Here is an 18928-nt window from a genome sequence, read left to right as displayed (position 1 = left end):
CGAGGCCCTTTACAGGCTTTTGATAGTGCCCTTGGGCAGCAAGGTCTGGATGGTGTGCTTCTGTACCTGGATGATGACTTCCGGCGCGATTTCGAGGCTGACGAAGCTGTCGCCCACCTTGACTACCTTGCCGACCAGACCGCCGGAGGTCGCCACTTCATCGTTTTTCTGCAGGGCGGCCAGCATCTTGCCGTGCTCCTTGGCCTGCTTCATTTGCGGACGGATCAGCATGAAGTAGAACAGCACGAAAATGACCACGATGGGCAAGTAGCTGGTGAGGCTGGCGGCGGTGACCGCATCGGCGGCGTAAGCATTGCTGATAAACACGGGGAAATCCTTTAACTAGCGAAAAATGCGAAAGATTCTAGCACAGGCCGCTGCGTTGCCGCTCGAACTCAGACACGAACGACGCCAGCGCACCGCTCTCGATGGCGCCGCGCAGACCCTGCATCAATTCCTGGTAGTAATGAAGGTTGTGGATGGTATTGAGCCGCGCGCCCAGAATCTCGCCTATGCGGTGCAGATGGTGCAGATAGGCGCGGGTGAAATTACGGCAGGTGTAACAGGTGCATTGCGGGTCCAGCGGCCCGGTATCATCCTTGTAGCGCGCGTTCTTGATCTTGACGTCGCCGAAGCGCGTGAACAGCCAGCCGTTGCGGGCATTGCGTGTCGGCATCACGCAGTCGAACATGTCCACACCCTTGCTCACTGCTGCGACCAGGTCTTCCGGCGTGCCTACGCCCATCAGGTAGCGCGGCTTGTCCGCCGGCATCTGCGGCACGGTATGGGCGAGGATGCGCAGCATATCCTCCTTGGGTTCTCCCACCGAGAGCCCGCCGATGGCATAGCCGTCGAAACCGATCTTGCTCAGTTCGGCGAGCGATCGATCGCGCAGATCCTCATGCATGCCGCCCTGGATGATGCCGAACAGTGCGTTGGGATTGCCGGCATGCGCCGCCTTGGAGCGCGCCGCCCAGCGCAACGAAAGCTCCATCGACTCGCGCGCCTGGTCGTGACTGGCGGGGTAGGGCGTGCACTCGTCGAAAATCATCACGATGTCGGAATTCAGTATTTTCTGTATCCGCATCGATTCTTCCGGTGTCAGGAAGCACGGGTCGCCGTTGACCGGCGAGCGGAATTTCACGCCCTCCTCGGTAATCTTGCGCAGTTCCCCCAGGCTCCACACCTGGAAACCGCCGGAATCGGTGAGGATGGGGCCGTCCCAGCCCATGAAGCGGTGCAGCCCGCCGTGCGCGGCGACGATGTCGAGCCCCGGCCGCAGCCACAGGTGGAAGGTGTTGCCGAGTACGATATGGGCGCCGATATCCTTGAGCTCGGCCGGGCTCATCGCCTTGACGGTGCCGTAGGTGCCCACCGGCATGAAGGCCGGGGTTTGCACCGTGCCATGGGCGAGCGCGAGTGCGCCGCGCCGCGCCGCGCTGTCGGTGTGATTGACGATGAATTGCATAATGGGGCGGCATACTACCATAAGAGCCTATTTCAACAGGTTTCATCCCCCGCGTTGAGTCTGGGCAGGGATGAATGCAAGGCGCAACGCGCGGCCAATGGTTGTTCCATTGACAAGTGGTGCAACGCCGCAGACGCCCTGCCCAGATTCAACCCGGAGGGCTTTTTGCCTGCGGGCGCATTGTGGCGTTATGGTCTGCTTGTGGAGAATGACTACACTGCGCAGCCCATGCCTTGCACTGCATCCCGCAAGCAAAAAGCGCGGGGGATGAAACCTGTTGAAATAGGCTCTGGCCTGTTTGCTTTGGCTTGGCGGTGACTTTGTTATACTGCGCCTTATGGATACTCCACCGAACGATCGCCGGCGCCGGCACAAGCCGCTACTCGACCCCAGATTGCGCGAACGCAGCATTTATGTGCTTCCCAACCTGTTTACCACGGGGGCCTTGTTTGCGGGTTTCTATTCCATCGTGCAAGCGATGAGCGGCAATTTCGAATTGTCCGCAGTGGCGATTTTTATCGCGATGGTGATGGACGGGCTGGACGGACGGGTCGCGCGCCTCACGCATACCCAGAGCGCATTCGGCGCCGAATACGACTCGCTGTCCGACATGGTGTCGTTCGGCGTTGCGCCGGCTTTGGTGTTGTATGTGTGGGCGCTTAAACCCATGGGCAAGCTGGGCTGGATCGCCGCTTTCATTTATTGCGCCGGCGCTGCCTTGCGCCTGGCGCGCTTCAACACCAAGCTGGACGAATCCGATAAGCGCTATTTCCAGGGCCTGCCCAGCCCGGCTGCCGCTGCGCTGCTCGCCGGGCTGGTGTGGGTGGCGAGTTCCTACGATATCGCCGGCAGCGACATTTTTTTCGGCTGGTTGCACATGAAATGGCTGGCCTGGGCCGCCACGGTGTTCGCTGGCCTCACCATGGTCAGCGATTTGCGCTACTTCAGCGGCAAGGATTTCAACCTGCGCCGCAGCGTACCTTTTGTCGTGGTATTGCTGATCGTGCTCGCGTTCGTGCTGATTTCCTATAGTCCGGCCGAAGTCCTGTTCATGATCTTTGTGCTGTACGGATTGTCGGGATATGTGGCCTGGGCCATGCGCCGCCTGCGGCCGCCGCCGGAACAGTAGCGGTCAAGTTTGCGGCATGCGTAAATCGATTCCTTAAATATGACTGCCACACCGGAAAAAATCCGAGCTAATTCCTCGTTTAAATTATCCGCATAAAACGGTACAATGCCATCCTTTTAGTTTTGCGTCTGTTAAGGATTGCGTAAATGGCCAACCAAGATGTGGATCAGAGTAAGCGGCGCTTTTTGATTGCCGCGACGACGGCGATGGGGGGAGTTGCCACCGCTGCCGTAGCAGTGCCTTTCGTCATGAGCATGCTGCCTTCCGAGCGTGCCAAGGCGGCGGGAGCTCCGGTGGAGGTGGATGTCTCCAAGATCGAGCCGGGCATGATGGTGACGTTCGAATGGCGCGGCAAGCCGGTATGGGTGGTTAACCGCACCAAGGAAATGCTGGAAGGATTGACCAAGATCGAAGACAAGCTCTCCGATCCCAAATTGGAAGTGGTTTCGCAGCAGCCCGAATACACCAAGAACGCTTCGCGTTCGATCAAGCCGGAATTGATGGTGGTAGTGGGGATCTGCACCCACCTCGGCTGCTCGCCGACGCCCAAGCTCAAGGCTGGCATCGAGGAAGGCATGGCCGCCGATTGGCCGGGCGGCTTCTTCTGCCCTTGCCACGGTTCCAAGTTCGACCTCGCGGGCCGCGTGTTCAAGGGTTCTCCCGCCCCTATCAATCTGCAAGTGCCTCCGCATAAATACGTCACCGACGCGCGTCTCTTGATCGGTGTCGGCCAAGACGGGAAGGAAGCTTAAGCCATGAATAAATACCTGACTTGTGCGCTGAACTGGGTGGACGAGCGTTTCCCGCTTACCGCCAACTGGAAGGCGCACCTTTCCGAATACTACGCGCCGAAGAATTTCAATTTCTGGTACTTTTTCGGCTCCCTGGCAATGCTGGTGCTGGTGATCCAGATCGTCACCGGCATTTTCCTCACCATGCACTACAAGCCCGATGCCGAAATGGCGTTCGCTTCGGTCGAGTACATCATGCGCGACGTGTCGTGGGGTTGGCTGATCCGCTACATGCACTCCACCGGCGCCTCGATGTTCTTCGTGGTGGTGTACCTGCACATGTTCCGCGGCCTCTTGTACGGTTCGCACCGCAATCCGCGCGAACTGATCTGGCTGTTCGGCGTCGGCATTTTCCTGTGCCTGATGGGCGAGGCATTCTTCGGCTACCTCCTGCCGTGGGGGCAAATGTCCTACTGGGGCGCGCAGGTGATCATCAACCTGTTCACCTCGATCCCGTTCATCGGTCCGGACATCTCGCTGTGGCTGCGCGGCGACTACATGATCTCCGACGCCACGCTCAACCGCTTCTTCGCATTCCACGTGATCGCGCTGCCGCTGGTGCTGTTGGGCCTGGTCGTGGCGCACATCATCGCGCTGCATGAAGTGGGCTCGAACAATCCGGACGGCATCGAGATCAAGAAGCACAAGGATCCCAAGACGCATATCCCGCTGGACGGCATCCCCTTCCATCCGTACTACACGGTGAAGGATATCCTCGGCGTGGTGGTATTCCTGATGGTGTTCTCGGCGATCGTGTTCTTCGCGCCGGAGATGGGCGGCTACTTCCTCGAAGCCAACAATTTCATCCCCGCCAACCCGATGGCAACCCCGCCGCATATCGCGCCGGTATGGTATTTCACGCCCTACTACTCGATACTGCGCGCGGTGCCGCCGCTGTTCAATTCGCAGTTCCCGGGCGTGGTGGCAATGGGCGCCTCGGTAGTGATCTTCGCGGCGCTGCCGTGGCTCGACAAGAGCCCGGTGAAGTCCATCCGCTACCGTGGCGTGTTGTACAAGTCGTGGCTGGCGGCCTTCGTCGTGAGCTTCCTGATCCTGGGTTACCTCGGCACCGAAGTCACCACGGTATGGGGCACTTTCGACAAGGGCATCCCCGTCCTCGGCGGCGTCGACCGCGCCACGGTGGCTTCGCGCATCTTCACCACGGTATATTTCCTGTTCTTCGTCCTGATGCCGTGGTACACGAAAAAAGACAAGACCAAACCGGTTCCGGAAAGGGTGACGGCATAATGAAAAAGCTGATTCTGATGCTGGCGCTGGTGCTGCCGTTTGCGGCACAGGCCAACGAAGGCGTCCATCTCGACAAGGCGCCGATTAATCCCGCCAATGAGGCGTCATTGCAGCGCGGCGCCAAGGTATTCGTCAATTACTGCCTGAACTGCCATTCGGCAGCCGCGATGCGTTACAACCGCCTCAAGGATATCGGGCTCACCGACGAGCAGATCAAGGGCAACCTGATGTTCGCCGGCGAAAAGGTCGGCGAAACGATGACAGTGGCGATGAACAAGAAGGACGCCAAGAACTGGTTCGGCGCCACGCCGCCGGATCTGTCAGTGGTCTCGCGTTCGCGCGGCGCCGATTGGCTCTATACCTATCTGCGCGGGTTCTACCGCGACAGTGCGCGTCCAACCGGCTGGAACAACGTGGCTTTTGATAAAGTTGGCATGCCGCATGTGCTGTATGAACTGCAAGGCGAGCAGCATCTCAAGCTGGAAGAGACCACCGACGCGCACGGCAACAAGGTCGAGTCGCACAAGCTGGTGCTGGAGAAGGCCGGCAAGATGTCGACCGCCGAGTATGATGCGATGGTGGCCGACCTGGTCAATTATCTGGCCTTCATGGGCGAGCCGGCGCGGGCGACTCGTTACAAGCTCGGCTTGCTGGTATTGCTGTTCTTGGGCCTGATGGTCGTGCCGGCGTATTACCTGAAAAAGGAATTCTGGAAAGACGTTCATTAATTCGGCATATTGCCGCTATCACTAATCTGCGGGGTACCCGGGGGAGCGATTCCCCGCGTTCCCCGCGGTTTCATTTCAGAGGCTAGAAACATCATGATGACACTTTATTCCGGAACCACCTGCCCCTATAGCCAGCGCTGCCGTATCGTGCTGTTCGAAAAGGGCATGGACTTCGAGGTGATCGACGTCGACGTCAGCAACAAGCCGGACGACCTCATCGAACTCAGCCCGGACGGCCGTCTGCCGGTACTGGTGGAGCGCGATCTGCGCCTGGATATTTCCAATATCATCAACGAGTACATCGACGAGCGTTTCCCTCACCCGCAGCTGATGCCGGCAGACCCGGTGATGCGTGCGCGTGCGCGCCTGTTCCTGCACAACTTCGAGGAACAGCTGTTTTCGCATATTGCCGATATCGAAAAAGAAACCAGGAATGCCGCCAAAGCCCGTATCGCGATTCGCGACGGCCTGACGATGATTGCGCCGATTTTCACCAAACAGCCGTACATGCTGGGGGAAGAATTCTCGATGGTGGATGTTGCGATCGCGCCCTTGCTGTGGCGCCTCAATCATTACGGGATTGAATTGCCGAAGCAGGCGGCGCCGTTGCTCAAGTATGCCGAGCGCATTTTCAGCCGCCCGGCTTATATCGAGGCGATGACGCCGTCGGAAAAAGCGATGCGCAAGTAGTTGCCGGCAGAGGACGATTATGGAACCAACCTCGACCAAACCTTATATGATCCGCGCGCTTTATGAATGGTGCGTGGACAATGGCCTGACCCCGCATTTGATGGTGGCGGTGGACGCAAATACACGCGTGCCCATGGGGTATGTGAAAGATGGAGAAATCGTCCTCAATATCAATTACTCGGCGACCAAGGGGCTGCAGTTGGAAAATGAATCGATTTCTTTTTCCGCACGCTTCAATGGCGTGTCCAGCAACGTTCATGTTCCGATGGCCGCGGTGCGCGGTATTTTTGCGCGCGAAAATGGCCAGGGCCTGTTTTTTGAAGCGGAACCCCAGACGGTGTCCTCAGCCGGGGTCGAAGTTGCCGACACTTCCCATCCCGATGAAAACACGCCCCCGCCTCCGCCCAAAGGAAGGCCCAGCCTCAAGGTAGTCAAATAGTTCGATACTACCTGCCGGGGAGTTCTGGTAAAATTCCTCCCCACGCCGATGTAGCTCAGTTGGTAGAGCAGCGCACTTGTAATGCGAAGGTCGCCAGTTCAATTCCGGCCGTCGGCACCAAATACCCATCCCAAGCAGTCCGGCCAAGTCCTGAAAACTCAATAAAACCGGATAGTTAAGCGGCTTTATTGTCTTTTCACGTCCCGGCGCATCCATTAACATCCACCAGGGAGACGGGTGTAAAGACGGGTAACGATTTTTACCCGGGGAATCCTTACCCGCCATGGCCGCCGAACTCTTATCCGATGTCGAGGTGCGCAACGCCAAGCCCACGGACAAACCGCGCAAGCTGGGCGATGGCAACGGCCTCACCCTGCTGGTGCATCCCACGGCTCGAAATGACTCGAAATACGCCCAGCTCCGCCACACACCCGGTACAGCAAAAGCGCCGGCTGGCAGAGGCACAGGCAGCCGATGCAGAGACGATCTTCCGATCCGTGGTTATCGAGTGGCTGGGGGTGAAGGACAAAATCTCCGACTCCTACCGGGAGAAGATTATCGCCACCTTTGTGGCCAATGTTTACCCGCGCATCGGTAGTTTACCCGTCAAGGAAATCACCCCTCCTTTGCTGCTCTCCACCCTCAAAGTGATGGAAGCTCGCGGCGTTCTGGAACTGATGGGCAAATGCCGTGCATGGCTGCGGCAAGTGTTTGATTACGCCAAGGCCACCGGCAAGCTGAAAGGCGATAACCCGGCTTCCTGCCTGGTGGACGTACTCAAGAAACCGGAAAGCGAGGGCTACCCGACCTTTCACAACCGCAACGATGCCGGCGACTTCCTCCGCCGTCTGACCGACTACCACGGCAGGCCGGAGACAAGGCTGGTGATCTGGCTGCTGATGCTCACGGCCAAGTGCCCCAGCGAACTACGCGCAGCGACCTGGAGCGAGTTCGACTTGGACAAAGCCGAATGGACTATCCCCAAGGAGCGCATGAAAACCCGCCAGCCGCACACAGTAACGCTATCGCGGCAAACGGTGGCAGCCTTGAAGGAATTGGAACCGCTCACCAGCTACACCGGCCTGCTATTCCCCGGCAATGACCCTACCAAGCCGATTTCGGAAATGACGCTCACCAAGGCATTCAAGCTACTGTGGCCTGAATACCGCACCGTTCCGCATGGCTGCCGCCATTTCTTCAGCACCATGACCAATAAACACGGGCAATTCCGCCATGACGTAATCGAGGCGGCGCTGGCGCATAAGGACAGGGATGCGATCAGGGCGACTTACAACCGGGCAACCTACCATTGAGGAAAGGCGCAAACTTGCCCAATGGTGGGCGGATGAACTGGAGTCCATGCGGGATGGTGGCAGGGTGCTCAAGTTCAAAAAAGGGGAGGCCTGACCTGGTGCAAATCATGGCGAAAAATGCCGGTTTTCCGCTCGCCCGTATTAAAAAACAGTCGGGGCAGGCCGTCGTTATTGGCTTGCAGCCGCCCCGACTTTTCGGGGCGTTCGGGGCAGCTTGTTTCAGGCCGCCCCATGTCGTCCAAACGCCAAAACGAAAACCGCTGCAAAACGATCAGCACCAGTGGCGCAAGGGTTGGCGCGGGTGTCGGGCGAGTGCATGGGCGCAATGTTGGCGGCCAGCTCCAGCGCAAGCCGCATTCAATCGTGCATGGTCTTTGCAAAATGCCGCGCTTGTTCTTACCCTGCTGGCCGCCTTTATGGCACGGCCGGATAAGTGAAAAATGAGTGCTTGCCATAGCCTCCTGGAGTGCTAATATGTATCTACTTGTATAAACAAATTGGTGTAAAAAATGAGATTGCAGATAGCGAAATGGGGCAACAGTCTTGCAGTGCGTTTGCCCGTCGAATGCACGCGGGCTGCTGGGCTGCAAGAGGGTGACAGTGTTGAGGCCAGCATTACCCCGGCGGGCGAAATCACCCTGGCACCAGAAAAGGCTTTCGACAAGGCCGCCTTTTTGAGCCGACTTGCCAAGCTGCACGCCTCCATGCCGATGACGGAACCGGTTGTGGAACGGATGCGGCAAGAGGCGCGTTACTGATGATCTACGTGGACACCAGTGTCATTGTGGCATTGCTGACAGTCGAGCCGAAAACGCCGGACGTGACCGCTTGGTATGCCGGATTACGAGATACGCCAATCAGTGGCGACTGGCTGCTGACTGAATTCTCCAGCGCCATTTCCATCAAGCAACGCACCGGCCAGCTATCCGAAGCCAACGCAAAACGGGTGCGCAAGGAATTTGATCTGTTGGCGGCTGGTGGGCTGAGGTTTGCCCCTATCAGCCGTGGCGCATTCAGCCAGGCGGCTGAAATGGTCAAGCTCCACCAGCACGGCCTGCGCGCCGGGGATTCGCTGCACCTTGCCGTAGCGTTGGAATTGGGCGCAAGCCACATGGCTACCCTTGACGGGACGCTGGCGGAAAATGCGAAGCGGAAAGGGCTGAATCTTGCCGGATTTTGAAGTGCCTATGGGCATATCCGATAACAGATAGCGGCATAGTGCAACACCGTCCCCATGCGGTACATGGGGAAAGCGGGAAAGCTGGCGAATTGTGAGAGGTGGACCAGCAGCCGCCCCTAACCACAACGCAAGACCTAAACAGGGGGTAAGCATCATGGCTGACGCCAATTCTACACGCATAAAAACTGCGGAGCCCGATCCGAGCGGGAGTTACACGGCCTCAGGCTGTATAGAGGCCGCTGAGAAAATTGCTGTTCACTGGTGGACTATTCTCAATGAGGCGTATTTGCACGGCGATCTCCTAAAGTCATATCACGGTAAAGAGACCGGAACCCACAGTGTATTGAGGCGCATCGCAACTGGTTGTCCATGGCACGTCGCATGATTGCTATTGAAAACGGAGAGAAGCCAGATTTCCGTTACGAGGTTTGGACAAACAGAGAGCACCGCCTTGAAGGTGGCGAGCACATCATCATCGCGCCTCCGGACTGCAACGATTTTTTTAATCCCTGATCGGCTTGGGAGGGGGCAAGTGCACCAGGCAGTGCAGCATAATCATTTCCATAATTATGCATAACGTACCAGCGCCCCAACATGAACGGCAAAACTCGCCCGGGCGCTGGCCAATCAGCCAGCAGAGTAAGCAGTCCAGCAACGTTTCAAACGGGTGAAAATTGAGAATTAAAAACACAAGTCATTGTCTGTAGCGGCTCGCAGAGGATTGTTGTATGCCGGCCGTGCCAATCAATAAAACTGAAAACGGCGCTCATGAGGCGCCGTTTTTGTTGCCGGTCTGGTAGCCTGCTCGCGCTGTGCTAATATTAAGGTTATTTTCCGCTGAAATATAACCAATGCGTTACCCAACAATATTGCTCGCCCTGTTCTGCGTCGCCTGCGGCTCCTACTCGGCTAATGTGCCTACCATCAAGCCCTACAAGATGGATATCCAGCAGGGCAATGTAGTCACTCCCAAGATGATGATGCAATTGCGCCCCGGCATGACCAAATCGCAGGTGCGCTTCATTATGGGGACGCCGTTACTGGTCGATGGCTTCCATACCGATCGCTGGGATTATTTCTACCAGATGCGCAAGGAAGGCAGGATCATCGAGCAGCGCCGGGTGATACTGGAGTTCGAGGGGGATACTCTGGCGCATGTGCGCGGCGATGTCGTGCCTGCCGGTCCCGATGCGTCCGCACGGCCGGCTGCCGCTGCTCAGCCTGAACCGGTTCCGGCTAAAACTGCCCCCAAGGAAAAGGGGCTGCTGGATAAGCTGAAATTCTGGGATGGCGACGAGCAGGCTGCACCCAAGGCGCAGCCTGAAGCTGCGGAACAGGCGAAAGCGAAGCCGGCGCCCACCCCCACCCCCACCCCGGGACGGACTGCTCCGGATGAGTCCGCTGCGAAGGCTGCACCGACCGAGGCGCCGTTGCCGCCTTTGATGGACGAGGCTATGCAGCCCAAGCCGCAACCCGTGCAAACTGCGCCTCAAGCGCAAACGCAGCAGCCAGCGGCCAAGTCTTCGGAGACTAAATCCTCTGCGGAAACCAAGCCCCGGGAAGAAAAGCGGGGCTTGCTCGACAAATTGAAATTCTGGGGCGATGACGATAAGCCCAAGGCCGCGACTGTGCCGGCAAGCAAGCCGGTAGATGTGTCCAAGGTCGGGCCCGGTTCGAAGGCGATTGCCGCGGAAAAGGCGCCGGCAGCAAAATCTCAGCCGCAGGCTGAGAGCCGGGCGATGATCGCGCCGCAGCCGCCTAAGGATCTGCCGCCTGAGGACTCGCCCGATTTCTTTGAGAAAATGCTGGAAAAAATTGGCTTTTAATTTTTCAGGGCAGGCGCATGAGGCATAGCCGGGTGATGCCCTAACTAAAAGATCGGGTTTCAAATGTTGAATGTGGTCATTGCAGGCAGTACCGGCCGTATGGGTCATGCCTTGCTGCAAGGCGTTATCGATGACGCCGAATTGCATTTGCATGCGGCGTTGGATCGCGCCGACGGGGCCGTCATCGGTCGCGATGCCGGCGAATTGATCGGCGCGCCTTGCGGGGTTAGAGTTTCCGCGGAAGTGGGGCTGGCGCTGCAAGGCGCCGATGTGCTGGTGGACTTTACCCGTCCCGATGCGAGCATGGAGTACCTGGCCGTCTGCCGCGATTCCGGCACCAAACTGGTCATCGGCACCACCGGTTTCAGCCCGGAGCAAAAGCAGGCGATTGCCGATGCCGCAAGGGATGTCGCGATCGTATTCGCGCCCAATATGAGCGTGGGCGTGACATTGCTGATCAATCTGGTCCAGGCTGCGGCAAAAGTATTGTCCGAAGGGTATGACATCGAAGTGATCGAGGCGCATCATCGGCATAAAGTCGATGCGCCTTCAGGCACCGCGTTGCGCCTGGGTGAGGCCGCCGCGGCGGCTTTGGGGCGCGATCTTGCGCAGTGCGCGGTGTATGGCCGCGAGGGCGTGACCGGGGAGCGCGATCCCGCGACGATCGGCTTTGCCACGGTGCGCGGCGGCGACGTGGTGGGCGATCATACCGTGCTGTTCGCCGGCATCGGCGAGCGGGTGGAGCTGACGCACAAGGCCAGCAGCCGCGCCACCTTCGCGCTGGGCGCTTTGCGCGCCGCAAAATTTCTGGCCGACAAGAAGTCGGGGCTGTATGACATGCAGGACGTACTGGGCCTGCGTTGATCAGCGGCCGCCGTTAGGCTATAATCTCGTAAATTCGAAGCGGGGTGGATGACGAGTCCGCCCCGCTTTGCACATCCGCCGCATCGGGCGACAATAGTTAAGCAACACAAGGGGTTAGATCGTGCCGCAAAATACGCCAGCCATTCTCGTACTCGCAGATGGAACCGTGTTTAGAGGCATATCCATCGGGGCTTCCGGCTCCACGGTCGGCGAAGTGGTGTTCAATACCTCGATGACCGGTTACCAGGAAATCCTCACCGATCCTTCCTATTCCGGGCAAATCGTCACCCTGACCTATCCGCATGTCGGCAATTACGGCGTCAACGCCGAGGATGTCGAGTCCGCCAAGGTTTATGCCGCCGGATTGGTGATTCGCGATTTGCCGTTGCTGGTCAGCAACTGGCGCGCGAACCTTCCGCTATCCGATTACCTCAAGGCCGGCAACGTCGTTGCGATTGCCGACATCGATACCCGCAAGCTCACCCGTATCCTGCGCGAACAAGGCGCCCAGGCTGGCTGCATCATGGCCGGCGAAGTGGATGAGGCGAAAGCGCTGGAACTGGCGCGCGGTTTCCCCGGGCTTGCCGGCATGGATCTGGCCAAGGTCGTCAGTTCGACCGAACCTTATGTTTGCGATGAAGGCGAGTGGACGCTGGGCGAGGGCTATGCCAAGGCCGAGGCGCCTAAATATAACGTCGTCGCTTTCGATTACGGCGTCAAACGCAATATTCTGCGCATGCTCACTTCGCGTGGCTGCAAGGTCACAGTGTTGCCGGCGCAGGCAACGGCCGAACAGGCGCTGGCGCTGAAACCGGACGGCATTTTCCTGTCCAACGGCCCCGGCGATCCGGAGCCTTGCGATTACGCGATCCGCGCGATCCGCACGCTGGTAGACACCGGTATCCCGACGTTCGGCATCTGTCTGGGCCATCAATTGCTGGCGCTGGCCTCGGGCGCCAAAACCATGAAGATGAAGTTCGGCCACCATGGCGCCAACCATCCGGTGCAGGATGTCGACGACAAGCGCGTGTTCATCACCAGCCAGAACCACGGTTTCGCGGTAGACGCGGCGACCTTGCCGGCCAACGTCCGCCCCACCCATGTCTCCCTGTTCGACGGCAGCCTGCAAGGCATCACGCGCACCGATAGACCGGCGTTCAGTTTCCAGGGCCACCCCGAAGCCAGCCCCGGCCCGCGCGAAATGAGTTATCTGTTCGACCGGTTTATTCATTTGATGGAAGAGCGAAAAGCTAATTAACCGCCGATGATCGCCGATAAACGCCGATTCTAAGAAAACGGTTTTATCTGCGTTCATCGGCGATCATCCGCGGTTAAATATTTATGCCAAAACGTACAGACATCAGATCCATCCTCATCATCGGCGCCGGCCCGATTGTTATCGGCCAGGCGTGCGAGTTCGATTATTCCGGCGCCCAGGCCTGCAAGGCGCTGCGCGAGGAAGGGTATCGCGTCATTCTGGTCAATTCCAATCCGGCGACCATCATGACCGATCCGGAAATGGCCGATGCCACCTACATCGAGCCGGTGACCTGGCAGATGGTGGAGAAAATCATCGCCGCCGAACGTCCGGACGCGCTGCTGCCGACCATGGGCGGCCAGACCGCGCTCAATTGCGCGCTCGACCTGGATAAACACGGCGTGCTGGCCAAATACGGCGTGGAGTTGATCGGCGCTTCCAAGGAGGCCATCGACAAAGCCGAAGACCGCGAAAAATTCAAGGCGGCGATGACCAGGATCGGCTTGGGGTCGGCGCGCTCTTCCGTCGCGCACAGCCTGGAGGAGGCACTGCAGGTGCAGGCGTCCATCGGCTATCCGGCGATTATCCGTCCTTCGTTCACCATGGGCGGTTCCGGCGGCGGCATCGCCTACAATCGCGAGGAGTTCATCGCCATCTGCGAGCGCGGGCTGGAGGCTTCGCCCACGCACGAACTGCTGATCGAGGAATCGCTGCTGGGCTGGAAAGAATACGAGATGGAGGTGGTGCGCGATCGCAAGGACAACTGCATCATCATCTGCTCGATCGAAAACCTGGATCCGATGGGCGTGCATACCGGTGACTCCATCACCGTAGCACCCGCGCAGACGCTGACCGACAAGGAATACCAGATCATGCGCGACGCAAGCCTGGCGGTGCTGCGCGAAATCGGCGTGGATACCGGCGGTTCCAACGTGCAGTTCTCGATCAACCCGCAAGATGGCCGCATGATCGTCATCGAGATGAATCCGCGCGTGTCGCGTTCGTCGGCGCTTGCTTCCAAGGCTACCGGCTTCCCGATTGCCAAGGTTGCGGCCAAGCTGGCAGTGGGCTACACGCTGGACGAACTCAAGAACGACATCACCGGCGGCGCGACCCCAGCGTCGTTCGAGCCGTCGATAGACTATGTCGTCACCAAGATTCCAAGATTTGCCTTTGAAAAATTTCCGCAGGCCGACTCGCGCCTGACCACGCAGATGAAGTCGGTGGGCGAGGTGATGGCGATCGGCCGCACTTTCCAGGAATCTTTCCAGAAAGCCTTGCGCGGCCTGGAAGTCGGTGTCGACGGGCTGGACGAAAAAACCGTCGACCGCGACCTGATCGAGAAGGAACTCGGCGAGCCGGGGCCGGAGCGCATCTGGTACGTGGGCGACGCGTTCCGCGTCGGCATGAGCGTTGCGGAAGTGCACGACCATTCCAAGATCGACCCGTGGTTCCTGGTGCAGATCGAAGACCTGCTGCTGCGCGAGAAGGCGCTCAAGGGGCGGGTGCTGGGCGACCTCGCCAAGGATGAACTGTTCCAGTTGAAGCGTCGCGGCTTCTCCGACCGTCGCCTGGCCCGGCTCTTGGGCACCGACCAGCACGCGGTACGCGCATTGCGTCACGCGCTGGGCGTGCGGCCGGTGTACAAGCGCGTGGACACCTGCGCCGCCGAGTTCGCCACCTCTACCGCCTATATGTATTCCAGTTACGAGGAGGAATGCGAGGCGCGGCCCACAGACAAGAAGAAGATCATGGTACTGGGCGGTGGACCCAACAGAATCGGTCAAGGCATCGAATTCGACTACTGCTGCGTACATGCCGCGTTCGCGATGCGCGAGGATGGCTATGAAACCATCATGGTCAACTGCAATCCCGAGACCGTTTCCACCGACTACGACACATCCGACCGGCTGTATTTCGAGCCGCTGACGCTGGAAGACGTGCTGGAAATCGTCGCCGTCGAGAAGCCCGTGGGTGTGATTGTGCAATACGGCGGCCAGACGCCGTTGAAACTGGCACGCGACCTGGAAAAAGCCGGTGTGCCCATCATAGGCACTACGCCGGACGCGATTGACCGCGCCGAAGACCGCGAGCGCTTCCAGCAGATGCTGCAGGACCTGGGCCTCAAGCAGCCGCCCAACCGGACTGCAAGGACCGAGCAGGAAGCGCTGCGGCTGGCTGTCGAGATAGGCTACCCGCTGGTGGTGCGTCCTTCCTACGTGCTGGGCGGCCGGGCGATGGAAATCGTGCAGGAGCAATCCGAACTGGAACGCTACATGCGCGAAGCGGTCAAGGTGTCGAATGACAGCCCGGTGCTGCTGGACCGCTTTCTCAACGATGCCAAGGAAGTCGACGTCGATGCGATTTGCGACGGTGAAGCGGTATTGATCGGCGGCATCATGGAGCACGTGGAGCAGGCCGGCGTGCACTCCGGCGATTCCGCCTGTTCGCTGCCGCCGTACTCCTTAAGCAAGGCATTGCAGGACGAACTGCGCCGCCAGACCGTGGTGATGGCCAGGGCGCTGGGCGTGGTCGGCCTGATGAACGTGCAGTTCGCGATCCAGGGCGAAACCGTATACGTGCTGGAGGTTAACCCGCGCGCTTCGAGAACGGTACCCTTCGTGTCCAAGGCCTGCGGCCTGCAACTGGCTAAAATTGCCGCGCGCTGCATGACCGGCCAGACGCTGAAGTCGCAAGGGGTTGAAAAAGAGATCATTCCGCCGTATTTCTCGGTCAAGGAGGCGGTGTTCCCTTTTATCAAGTTCCCCGGTGTCGATACCATCCTCGGCCCGGAAATGAAATCCACTGGCGAAGTGATGGGCGTAGGCACTACGTTTGCCGAAGCCTTCGTCAAGTCGCAATTGGGTGCCGGCACCAAGCTGCCGACAGGCGGCAGGGCTTTCATCAGTGTGCGCCGCGAAGACCGGGAAAAGGTCGTGGAAATCGCTCGGTCGCTGGCTGATCTCGGCTTCCAGCTGGTGGCGACGCGCGGCAATGCGGGCGTGTTGTCGGCCGCGGGCTTGGCGGTGACGCCGGTCAACAAGGTGACCGAAGGTCGCCCGCATATCGTCGACATGATCAAGAACGGCGAAATAAGCTTTATCGTGAACGTCGTCGAGGACAAGCGGGCGGTACAGGATTCCTATGCAATCAGGCGCAGTGCATTGCAGCATAAGGTAACCTATTACACTACGCTGGCGGGCGCCAAGGCGGCCTGTGCGGGCATGCAGCATATCAGCGAACTCGAGGTGGGATCCTTGCAAAGCTTGCATCGAAAACTCGCCTAGGTCTATCATTCGACTCATCGGAAGCCACACCGAGTTGTCGGTGTGGTTTCGTTTTTTTAGCCAATTGACGGTTTAATCTTTATAACGGTTTAACACGGGAAAATGCAAGTGAACAAGATTCCTTTGACAGTGCGCGGGGCGGAGCAGTTGCGGGCTGAGTTACAGCGCCTGAGGAGTGTGGAGCGCCCCAACGTGATTGCCGCGATTGCCGAGGCGCGTTCGCATGGCGATCTTTCGGAAAATGCCGAGTACGATGCCGCCAAGGAGCGCCAGAGCTTTATCGAAGGTCGTATCGCCGAGGTCGAGAGCAAGCTGTCCCATGCCCAGATTATCGACCCTGCGCAGTTGGACGCCGACGGCCGCTGCGTGTTCGGCGCCACGGTGGACCTGGAAGACCTGGAAAGCGGCGATAGCGTCACCTACCAGATCGTCGGCGATGACGAAGCCGATATCAAGCTCGGCAAAATTTCGATCGGTTCGCCGATTTCGCGCGCACTCATCGGCAAATATGCCGGGGACGTGGCTGAAGTGCAGGCCCCTGGCGGCATACGCGAGTATGAAGTACTGGATGTGAAATATATTTAAAAGGCTGGGATCGCTTATGAGCCGGTGGACAGATGGGTTTGCATTGGTGCTGGTTACCGCCTGGGTGGGCGGTTTGTGGGTCATCGGCTACCTGGCGGCCCCGACGCTGTTCCATGCGCTGGCCGACAGGCAATTGGCGGGAGCCTTGGCCGGCAAGATGTTCGAGTGGGTTGCCTACATCGGACTGTTTTCGGCGTTCTATCTGCTGATTCACCGTTTGGCGCGTTATGGCACAGCAGCCTTGAAGCAAGCCTTTTTCTGGGCGGTTTTCGCCATGCTGCTGCTGACGCTGGCAGGGCACTTCGGCATTCAGCCGGTGCTGGCGCAGCTCAAGGCGCAGGCGTTGCCTGCCGATGTGATGCAGAGCGTATTCGCCGACCGCTTCCGCACCTGGCACGGCGTGGCGAGTATCGCTTATTTGCTGGAAAGCCTGCTGGGGCTGGTGCTGGTGCTCAGGGCAAGATGATTTTTGGCTGTTCGGCCCGGCGATAGATCACCAGCTGTTTGCCGATATGCTGCACTGCGGCCGCGCCCAACTTGTCGCAGATTTCCTGCAGGATCTGCAGCCGTAATTCGCGCTGGTCGCCTTGCACCTTGATTTTAATGAGCTCATGCGCCTTCAGGCTGAGATCGATCTCCCGCAGCACGGTTTCGGACAGGCCGTTGTTCCCGATCATGACCACCGGGTTGAGGTCGTGGCTGGCGGAGCGCAGAAAGCGCACCTGTTTGGAGTTGAGTTCTGGCATGGGGCCCTTTCGTTAAAGCAGCAGTATACCAAACCGCAAAAATGAAACGCAGCCGAACCAGCAAGGCCTGGATGCAGGAACATGTCAGCGACCAGTTCGTCAAACGCGCGAACAAGGAAGGCTATCGCTCGCGTGCCGCTTACAAGCTGATGGAGCTGGATGAGCGCGATAAACTGATCCGTCCTGGCATGACGGTGGTAGATCTGGGCGCGGCTCCCGGCAGCTGGTCGCAGGTCGTCGTCGAGCGGCTGAAAGGCAGCGGACGGGTGATTGCGCTGGATCTCTTGGAGATGCAGGGCCTGCCGGGGGTGGAATTCATCCGGGGCGATTTTACCGAGGCGGAAATACTGGCCCGGCTGGAAGAGTTGCTGCAAGATAGTCCGGTGGACCTTGTTATTTCCGATATGGCCCCCAACATGAGTGGAGTGGCATCGATCGATCAGGCCCGTGCGATGTATCTGGCCGAGCTGTCGCTCGATTTCGCGTGGCAATGGCTGAAACCGCAGGGGAACTTTCTGGTCAAAGTTTTCATCGGTAGCGGCTTCGACGAGCTGGTCAGAACAATGAAGCCCGAATTCAACAAGGTCGTTATTCGTAAACCCAAGGCGTCGCGCGACCGTAGCGCGGAAACATATTTGCTGGGGCTTGGTCGGCGGCAGGCTGGCGTTTAACGCGTAATCGGTTAGAATGGAAGCGCGCTGATACGCGGAATCATTAGGAATTTCAATGAACAATATCCTCAGGAATATCGCAATCTGGCTCTTGGTGGCGCTGGTGCTGATGACCGTATTCAATCAGTTCGGCGGTCAGCATGCCACCGACACCCAGCTGGTCTACTCGCAGTTCATCGACGAGGTGAAGCAGCGCAATGTGGCCAAGGTGTCGATAGAGGGCCATGTGCTGCACGGCGTCGGCAATGACGGCAAGCGCTTCACGACGTATGCTCCGGCCGATCCGTGGATGGTGTCCGACTTGCTGAAATACGGCGTGGTGGTCGAAGCCAAGCCGCAGGAAGAGCCGTCGATGCTGATGAGCATCTTCGTGTCCTGGTTCCCGATGCTGCTGCTGATCGGGGTGTGGATATTCTTCATGCGCCAGATGCAGGGCGGCGGGCGCGGCGGCGCGTTCTCGTTCGGCAAGAGCAAGGCGCGGCTGCTGGACGAGGATAACAATCAGGTCACGTTTGCGGATGTGGCCGGTTGCGACGAAGCCAAGGAGGAAGTCAGCGAACTGGTCGACTTCCTGCGCGACCCCACCAAGTTCCAGAAGCTGGGCGGCCGCATTCCGCGCGGGGTGTTGATGGTGGGCAACCCCGGCACCGGCAAGACCTTGCTGGCGCGCGCGATTGCCGGCGAGGCCAAGGTGCCGTTTTTCAG

General features: G+C 58.9%; 22 protein-coding genes and 1 tRNA gene. 19 read left to right on the top strand and 4 right to left on the bottom strand.

Features of this window, described 5'->3' with window-relative positions:
- Positions 1-9: 9 nt before the first annotated feature.
- Both yajC and tgt read right to left on the bottom strand, forming a co-directional pair.
- Positions 10-327, bottom strand: coding sequence for a preprotein translocase subunit YajC (gene yajC, locus VGK14_RS08905; protein ID WP_331508685.1), 318 nt, complete (start codon positions 325-327; stop codon positions 10-12).
- A gap of 37 nt (positions 328-364) precedes the next feature.
- The gene (tgt, locus tag VGK14_RS08900) at positions 365-1468 is read right to left on the bottom strand and encodes a tRNA guanosine(34) transglycosylase Tgt (protein ID WP_331508684.1); all 1104 of its coding nucleotides are present in this window, start codon (positions 1466-1468) and stop codon (positions 365-367) included.
- Positions 1469-1805: 337 nt separating this feature from the next.
- Here tgt and pssA point away from each other — a divergent pair, with 337 nt between their 5' ends.
- From pssA to VGK14_RS08860, 8 genes are all read left to right on the top strand, one after another.
- The gene (pssA, locus tag VGK14_RS08895) at positions 1806-2597 is read left to right on the top strand and encodes a CDP-diacylglycerol--serine O-phosphatidyltransferase (RefSeq protein WP_331508682.1); all 792 of its coding nucleotides are present in this window, start codon (positions 1806-1808) and stop codon (positions 2595-2597) included.
- A gap of 146 nt (positions 2598-2743) precedes the next feature.
- A complete protein-coding gene (gene petA, locus VGK14_RS08890) occupies positions 2744-3349 on the top strand; it encodes a ubiquinol-cytochrome c reductase iron-sulfur subunit (RefSeq protein ID WP_331508681.1) in 606 nt (201 codons plus the stop codon).
- 3 nt (positions 3350-3352) lie between these two features.
- Positions 3353-4636 carry a cytochrome bc complex cytochrome b subunit gene (locus VGK14_RS08885; protein ID WP_331508680.1) on the top strand — a complete coding sequence of 428 codons (1284 nt, stop codon included), beginning with the start codon at positions 3353-3355 and terminating at the stop codon, positions 4634-4636.
- Positions 4636-5364 (top strand): cytochrome c1, encoded by a 729-nt coding sequence (locus VGK14_RS08880; protein WP_331508679.1) that lies wholly within the window; start codon positions 4636-4638, stop codon positions 5362-5364. Before VGK14_RS08885 ends, VGK14_RS08880 begins: the two co-directional genes overlap by 1 nt.
- A 93-nt stretch (positions 5365-5457) precedes the next feature.
- The gene (locus tag VGK14_RS08875; RefSeq protein ID WP_331508678.1) at positions 5458-6054 is read left to right on the top strand and encodes a glutathione S-transferase N-terminal domain-containing protein; all 597 of its coding nucleotides are present in this window, start codon (positions 5458-5460) and stop codon (positions 6052-6054) included.
- Between the two features lie 19 nt (positions 6055-6073).
- Positions 6074-6493, top strand: coding sequence for a ClpXP protease specificity-enhancing factor (locus VGK14_RS08870; RefSeq protein ID WP_331508677.1), 420 nt, complete (start codon positions 6074-6076; stop codon positions 6491-6493).
- Positions 6494-6537: 44 nt separating this feature from the next.
- Positions 6538-6613: transfer RNA gene (locus VGK14_RS08865), tRNA-Thr, on the top strand.
- A gap of 278 nt (positions 6614-6891) precedes the next feature.
- Entirely contained in the window at positions 6892-7806 is a 915-nt protein-coding gene (locus VGK14_RS08860; protein WP_331508676.1) for a site-specific integrase, read from the top strand.
- 74 nt (positions 7807-7880) lie between these two features.
- Here the strand turns inward: VGK14_RS08860 and VGK14_RS08855 are convergent, their stop codons facing one another.
- Positions 7881-8261, bottom strand: a complete 381-nt coding sequence (locus tag VGK14_RS08855) for a hypothetical protein (RefSeq protein WP_331508675.1) — start codon at positions 8259-8261, stop codon at positions 7881-7883.
- A gap of 54 nt (positions 8262-8315) precedes the next feature.
- On the opposite strand from VGK14_RS08855, the gene VGK14_RS08850 reads away from it, so the two are divergent.
- The 9 genes from VGK14_RS08850 (at position 8316) to VGK14_RS08810 (ending at position 17272) form a co-directional block, all read left to right on the top strand.
- Positions 8316-8564, top strand: coding sequence for an AbrB/MazE/SpoVT family DNA-binding domain-containing protein (locus VGK14_RS08850; RefSeq protein ID WP_331508674.1), 249 nt, complete (start codon positions 8316-8318; stop codon positions 8562-8564).
- On the top strand, positions 8564-8986 hold the full coding sequence (locus tag VGK14_RS08845; RefSeq protein ID WP_331508673.1) for a type II toxin-antitoxin system VapC family toxin: 423 nt from the start codon (positions 8564-8566) through the stop codon (positions 8984-8986). Before VGK14_RS08850 ends, VGK14_RS08845 begins: the two co-directional genes overlap by 1 nt.
- A 369-nt stretch (positions 8987-9355) precedes the next feature.
- Complete coding sequence (locus VGK14_RS08840) at positions 9356-9499, top strand: hypothetical protein (RefSeq protein ID WP_331508672.1); 144 nt, start codon at positions 9356-9358, stop codon at positions 9497-9499.
- A 338-nt stretch (positions 9500-9837) separates the two neighbouring features.
- On the top strand, positions 9838-10812 hold the full coding sequence (locus tag VGK14_RS08835; protein WP_331508670.1) for an outer membrane protein assembly factor BamE: 975 nt from the start codon (positions 9838-9840) through the stop codon (positions 10810-10812).
- A gap of 63 nt (positions 10813-10875) precedes the next feature.
- Entirely contained in the window at positions 10876-11676 is an 801-nt protein-coding gene (gene dapB / locus VGK14_RS08830; RefSeq protein WP_331508669.1) for a 4-hydroxy-tetrahydrodipicolinate reductase, read from the top strand.
- 121 nt (positions 11677-11797) lie between these two features.
- Positions 11798-12934, top strand: a complete 1137-nt coding sequence (gene carA / locus VGK14_RS08825; protein ID WP_331508668.1) for a glutamine-hydrolyzing carbamoyl-phosphate synthase small subunit — start codon at positions 11798-11800, stop codon at positions 12932-12934.
- An 83-nt stretch (positions 12935-13017) separates the two neighbouring features.
- Positions 13018-16221 (top strand): carbamoyl-phosphate synthase large subunit, encoded by a 3204-nt coding sequence (gene carB / locus VGK14_RS08820; protein WP_331508667.1) that lies wholly within the window; start codon positions 13018-13020, stop codon positions 16219-16221.
- A gap of 108 nt (positions 16222-16329) precedes the next feature.
- On the top strand, positions 16330-16806 hold the full coding sequence (gene greA, locus VGK14_RS08815; RefSeq protein ID WP_331508665.1) for a transcription elongation factor GreA: 477 nt from the start codon (positions 16330-16332) through the stop codon (positions 16804-16806).
- 16 nt (positions 16807-16822) lie between these two features.
- Positions 16823-17272 (top strand): DUF4149 domain-containing protein, encoded by a 450-nt coding sequence (locus tag VGK14_RS08810; protein WP_331508664.1) that lies wholly within the window; start codon positions 16823-16825, stop codon positions 17270-17272.
- Here the strand turns inward: VGK14_RS08810 and yhbY are convergent.
- On the bottom strand, positions 17259-17552 hold the full coding sequence (gene yhbY, locus VGK14_RS08805) for a ribosome assembly RNA-binding protein YhbY (RefSeq protein WP_331508663.1): 294 nt from the start codon (positions 17550-17552) through the stop codon (positions 17259-17261). The two genes, VGK14_RS08810 and yhbY, sit on opposite strands and share 14 nt — an antisense overlap.
- A 41-nt stretch (positions 17553-17593) precedes the next feature.
- Here yhbY and rlmE point away from each other — a divergent pair, with 41 nt between their 5' ends.
- The gene (rlmE, locus tag VGK14_RS08800; RefSeq protein WP_331508662.1) at positions 17594-18223 is read left to right on the top strand and encodes a 23S rRNA (uridine(2552)-2'-O)-methyltransferase RlmE; all 630 of its coding nucleotides are present in this window, start codon (positions 17594-17596) and stop codon (positions 18221-18223) included.
- A gap of 55 nt (positions 18224-18278) precedes the next feature.
- The coding region (locus VGK14_RS08795) for an ATP-dependent metallopeptidase FtsH/Yme1/Tma family protein (RefSeq protein ID WP_331508661.1) at positions 18279-18928 on the top strand (650 nt) is incomplete at its 3' end.

This window comes from Novimethylophilus sp., assembly GCF_036504375.1.
GTDB lineage: Bacteria > Pseudomonadota > Gammaproteobacteria > Burkholderiales > Methylophilaceae > Novimethylophilus.
The sequence above is the reverse complement of the archived record's forward strand: the minus strand, read 5'-3'. Positions and strand labels throughout refer to the sequence as shown.

Excerpts from the sequence above, each read along its gene's own strand:
- petA (WP_331508681.1), top strand. The coding sequence starts at position 2,744 with ATGGCCAACCAAGATGTGGATCAGAGTAAGCGGCGCTTTTTGATTGCC.
- rlmE (WP_331508662.1), top strand. The coding sequence starts at position 17,594 with ATGAAACGCAGCCGAACCAGCAAGGCCTGGATGCAGGAACATGTCAGC.
- VGK14_RS08845 (WP_331508673.1), top strand. The coding sequence starts at position 8,564 with ATGATCTACGTGGACACCAGTGTCATTGTGGCATTGCTGACAGTCGAG.
- pssA (WP_331508682.1), top strand. The coding sequence starts at position 1,806 with ATGGATACTCCACCGAACGATCGCCGGCGCCGGCACAAGCCGCTACTC.
- VGK14_RS08840 (WP_331508672.1), top strand. The coding sequence starts at position 9,356 with ATGGCACGTCGCATGATTGCTATTGAAAACGGAGAGAAGCCAGATTTC.
- VGK14_RS08870 (WP_331508677.1), top strand. The coding sequence starts at position 6,074 with ATGGAACCAACCTCGACCAAACCTTATATGATCCGCGCGCTTTATGAA.
- VGK14_RS08885 (WP_331508680.1), top strand. The coding sequence starts at position 3,353 with ATGAATAAATACCTGACTTGTGCGCTGAACTGGGTGGACGAGCGTTTC.
- VGK14_RS08835 (WP_331508670.1), top strand. The coding sequence starts at position 9,838 with ATGCGTTACCCAACAATATTGCTCGCCCTGTTCTGCGTCGCCTGCGGC.
- tgt (WP_331508684.1), bottom strand. The coding sequence starts at position 1,468 with ATGCAATTCATCGTCAATCACACCGACAGCGCGGCGCGGCGCGGCGCA.
- carB (WP_331508667.1), top strand. The coding sequence starts at position 13,018 with ATGCCAAAACGTACAGACATCAGATCCATCCTCATCATCGGCGCCGGC.
- yhbY (WP_331508663.1), bottom strand. The coding sequence starts at position 17,552 with ATGCCAGAACTCAACTCCAAACAGGTGCGCTTTCTGCGCTCCGCCAGC.
- dapB (WP_331508669.1), top strand. The coding sequence starts at position 10,876 with ATGTTGAATGTGGTCATTGCAGGCAGTACCGGCCGTATGGGTCATGCC.
- VGK14_RS08810 (WP_331508664.1), top strand. The coding sequence starts at position 16,823 with ATGAGCCGGTGGACAGATGGGTTTGCATTGGTGCTGGTTACCGCCTGG.
- VGK14_RS08855 (WP_331508675.1), bottom strand. The coding sequence starts at position 8,261 with ATGGCAAGCACTCATTTTTCACTTATCCGGCCGTGCCATAAAGGCGGC.
- VGK14_RS08875 (WP_331508678.1), top strand. The coding sequence starts at position 5,458 with ATGATGACACTTTATTCCGGAACCACCTGCCCCTATAGCCAGCGCTGC.
- VGK14_RS08860 (WP_331508676.1), top strand. The coding sequence starts at position 6,892 with ATGACTCGAAATACGCCCAGCTCCGCCACACACCCGGTACAGCAAAAG.
- VGK14_RS08880 (WP_331508679.1), top strand. The coding sequence starts at position 4,636 with ATGAAAAAGCTGATTCTGATGCTGGCGCTGGTGCTGCCGTTTGCGGCA.
- VGK14_RS08850 (WP_331508674.1), top strand. The coding sequence starts at position 8,316 with ATGAGATTGCAGATAGCGAAATGGGGCAACAGTCTTGCAGTGCGTTTG.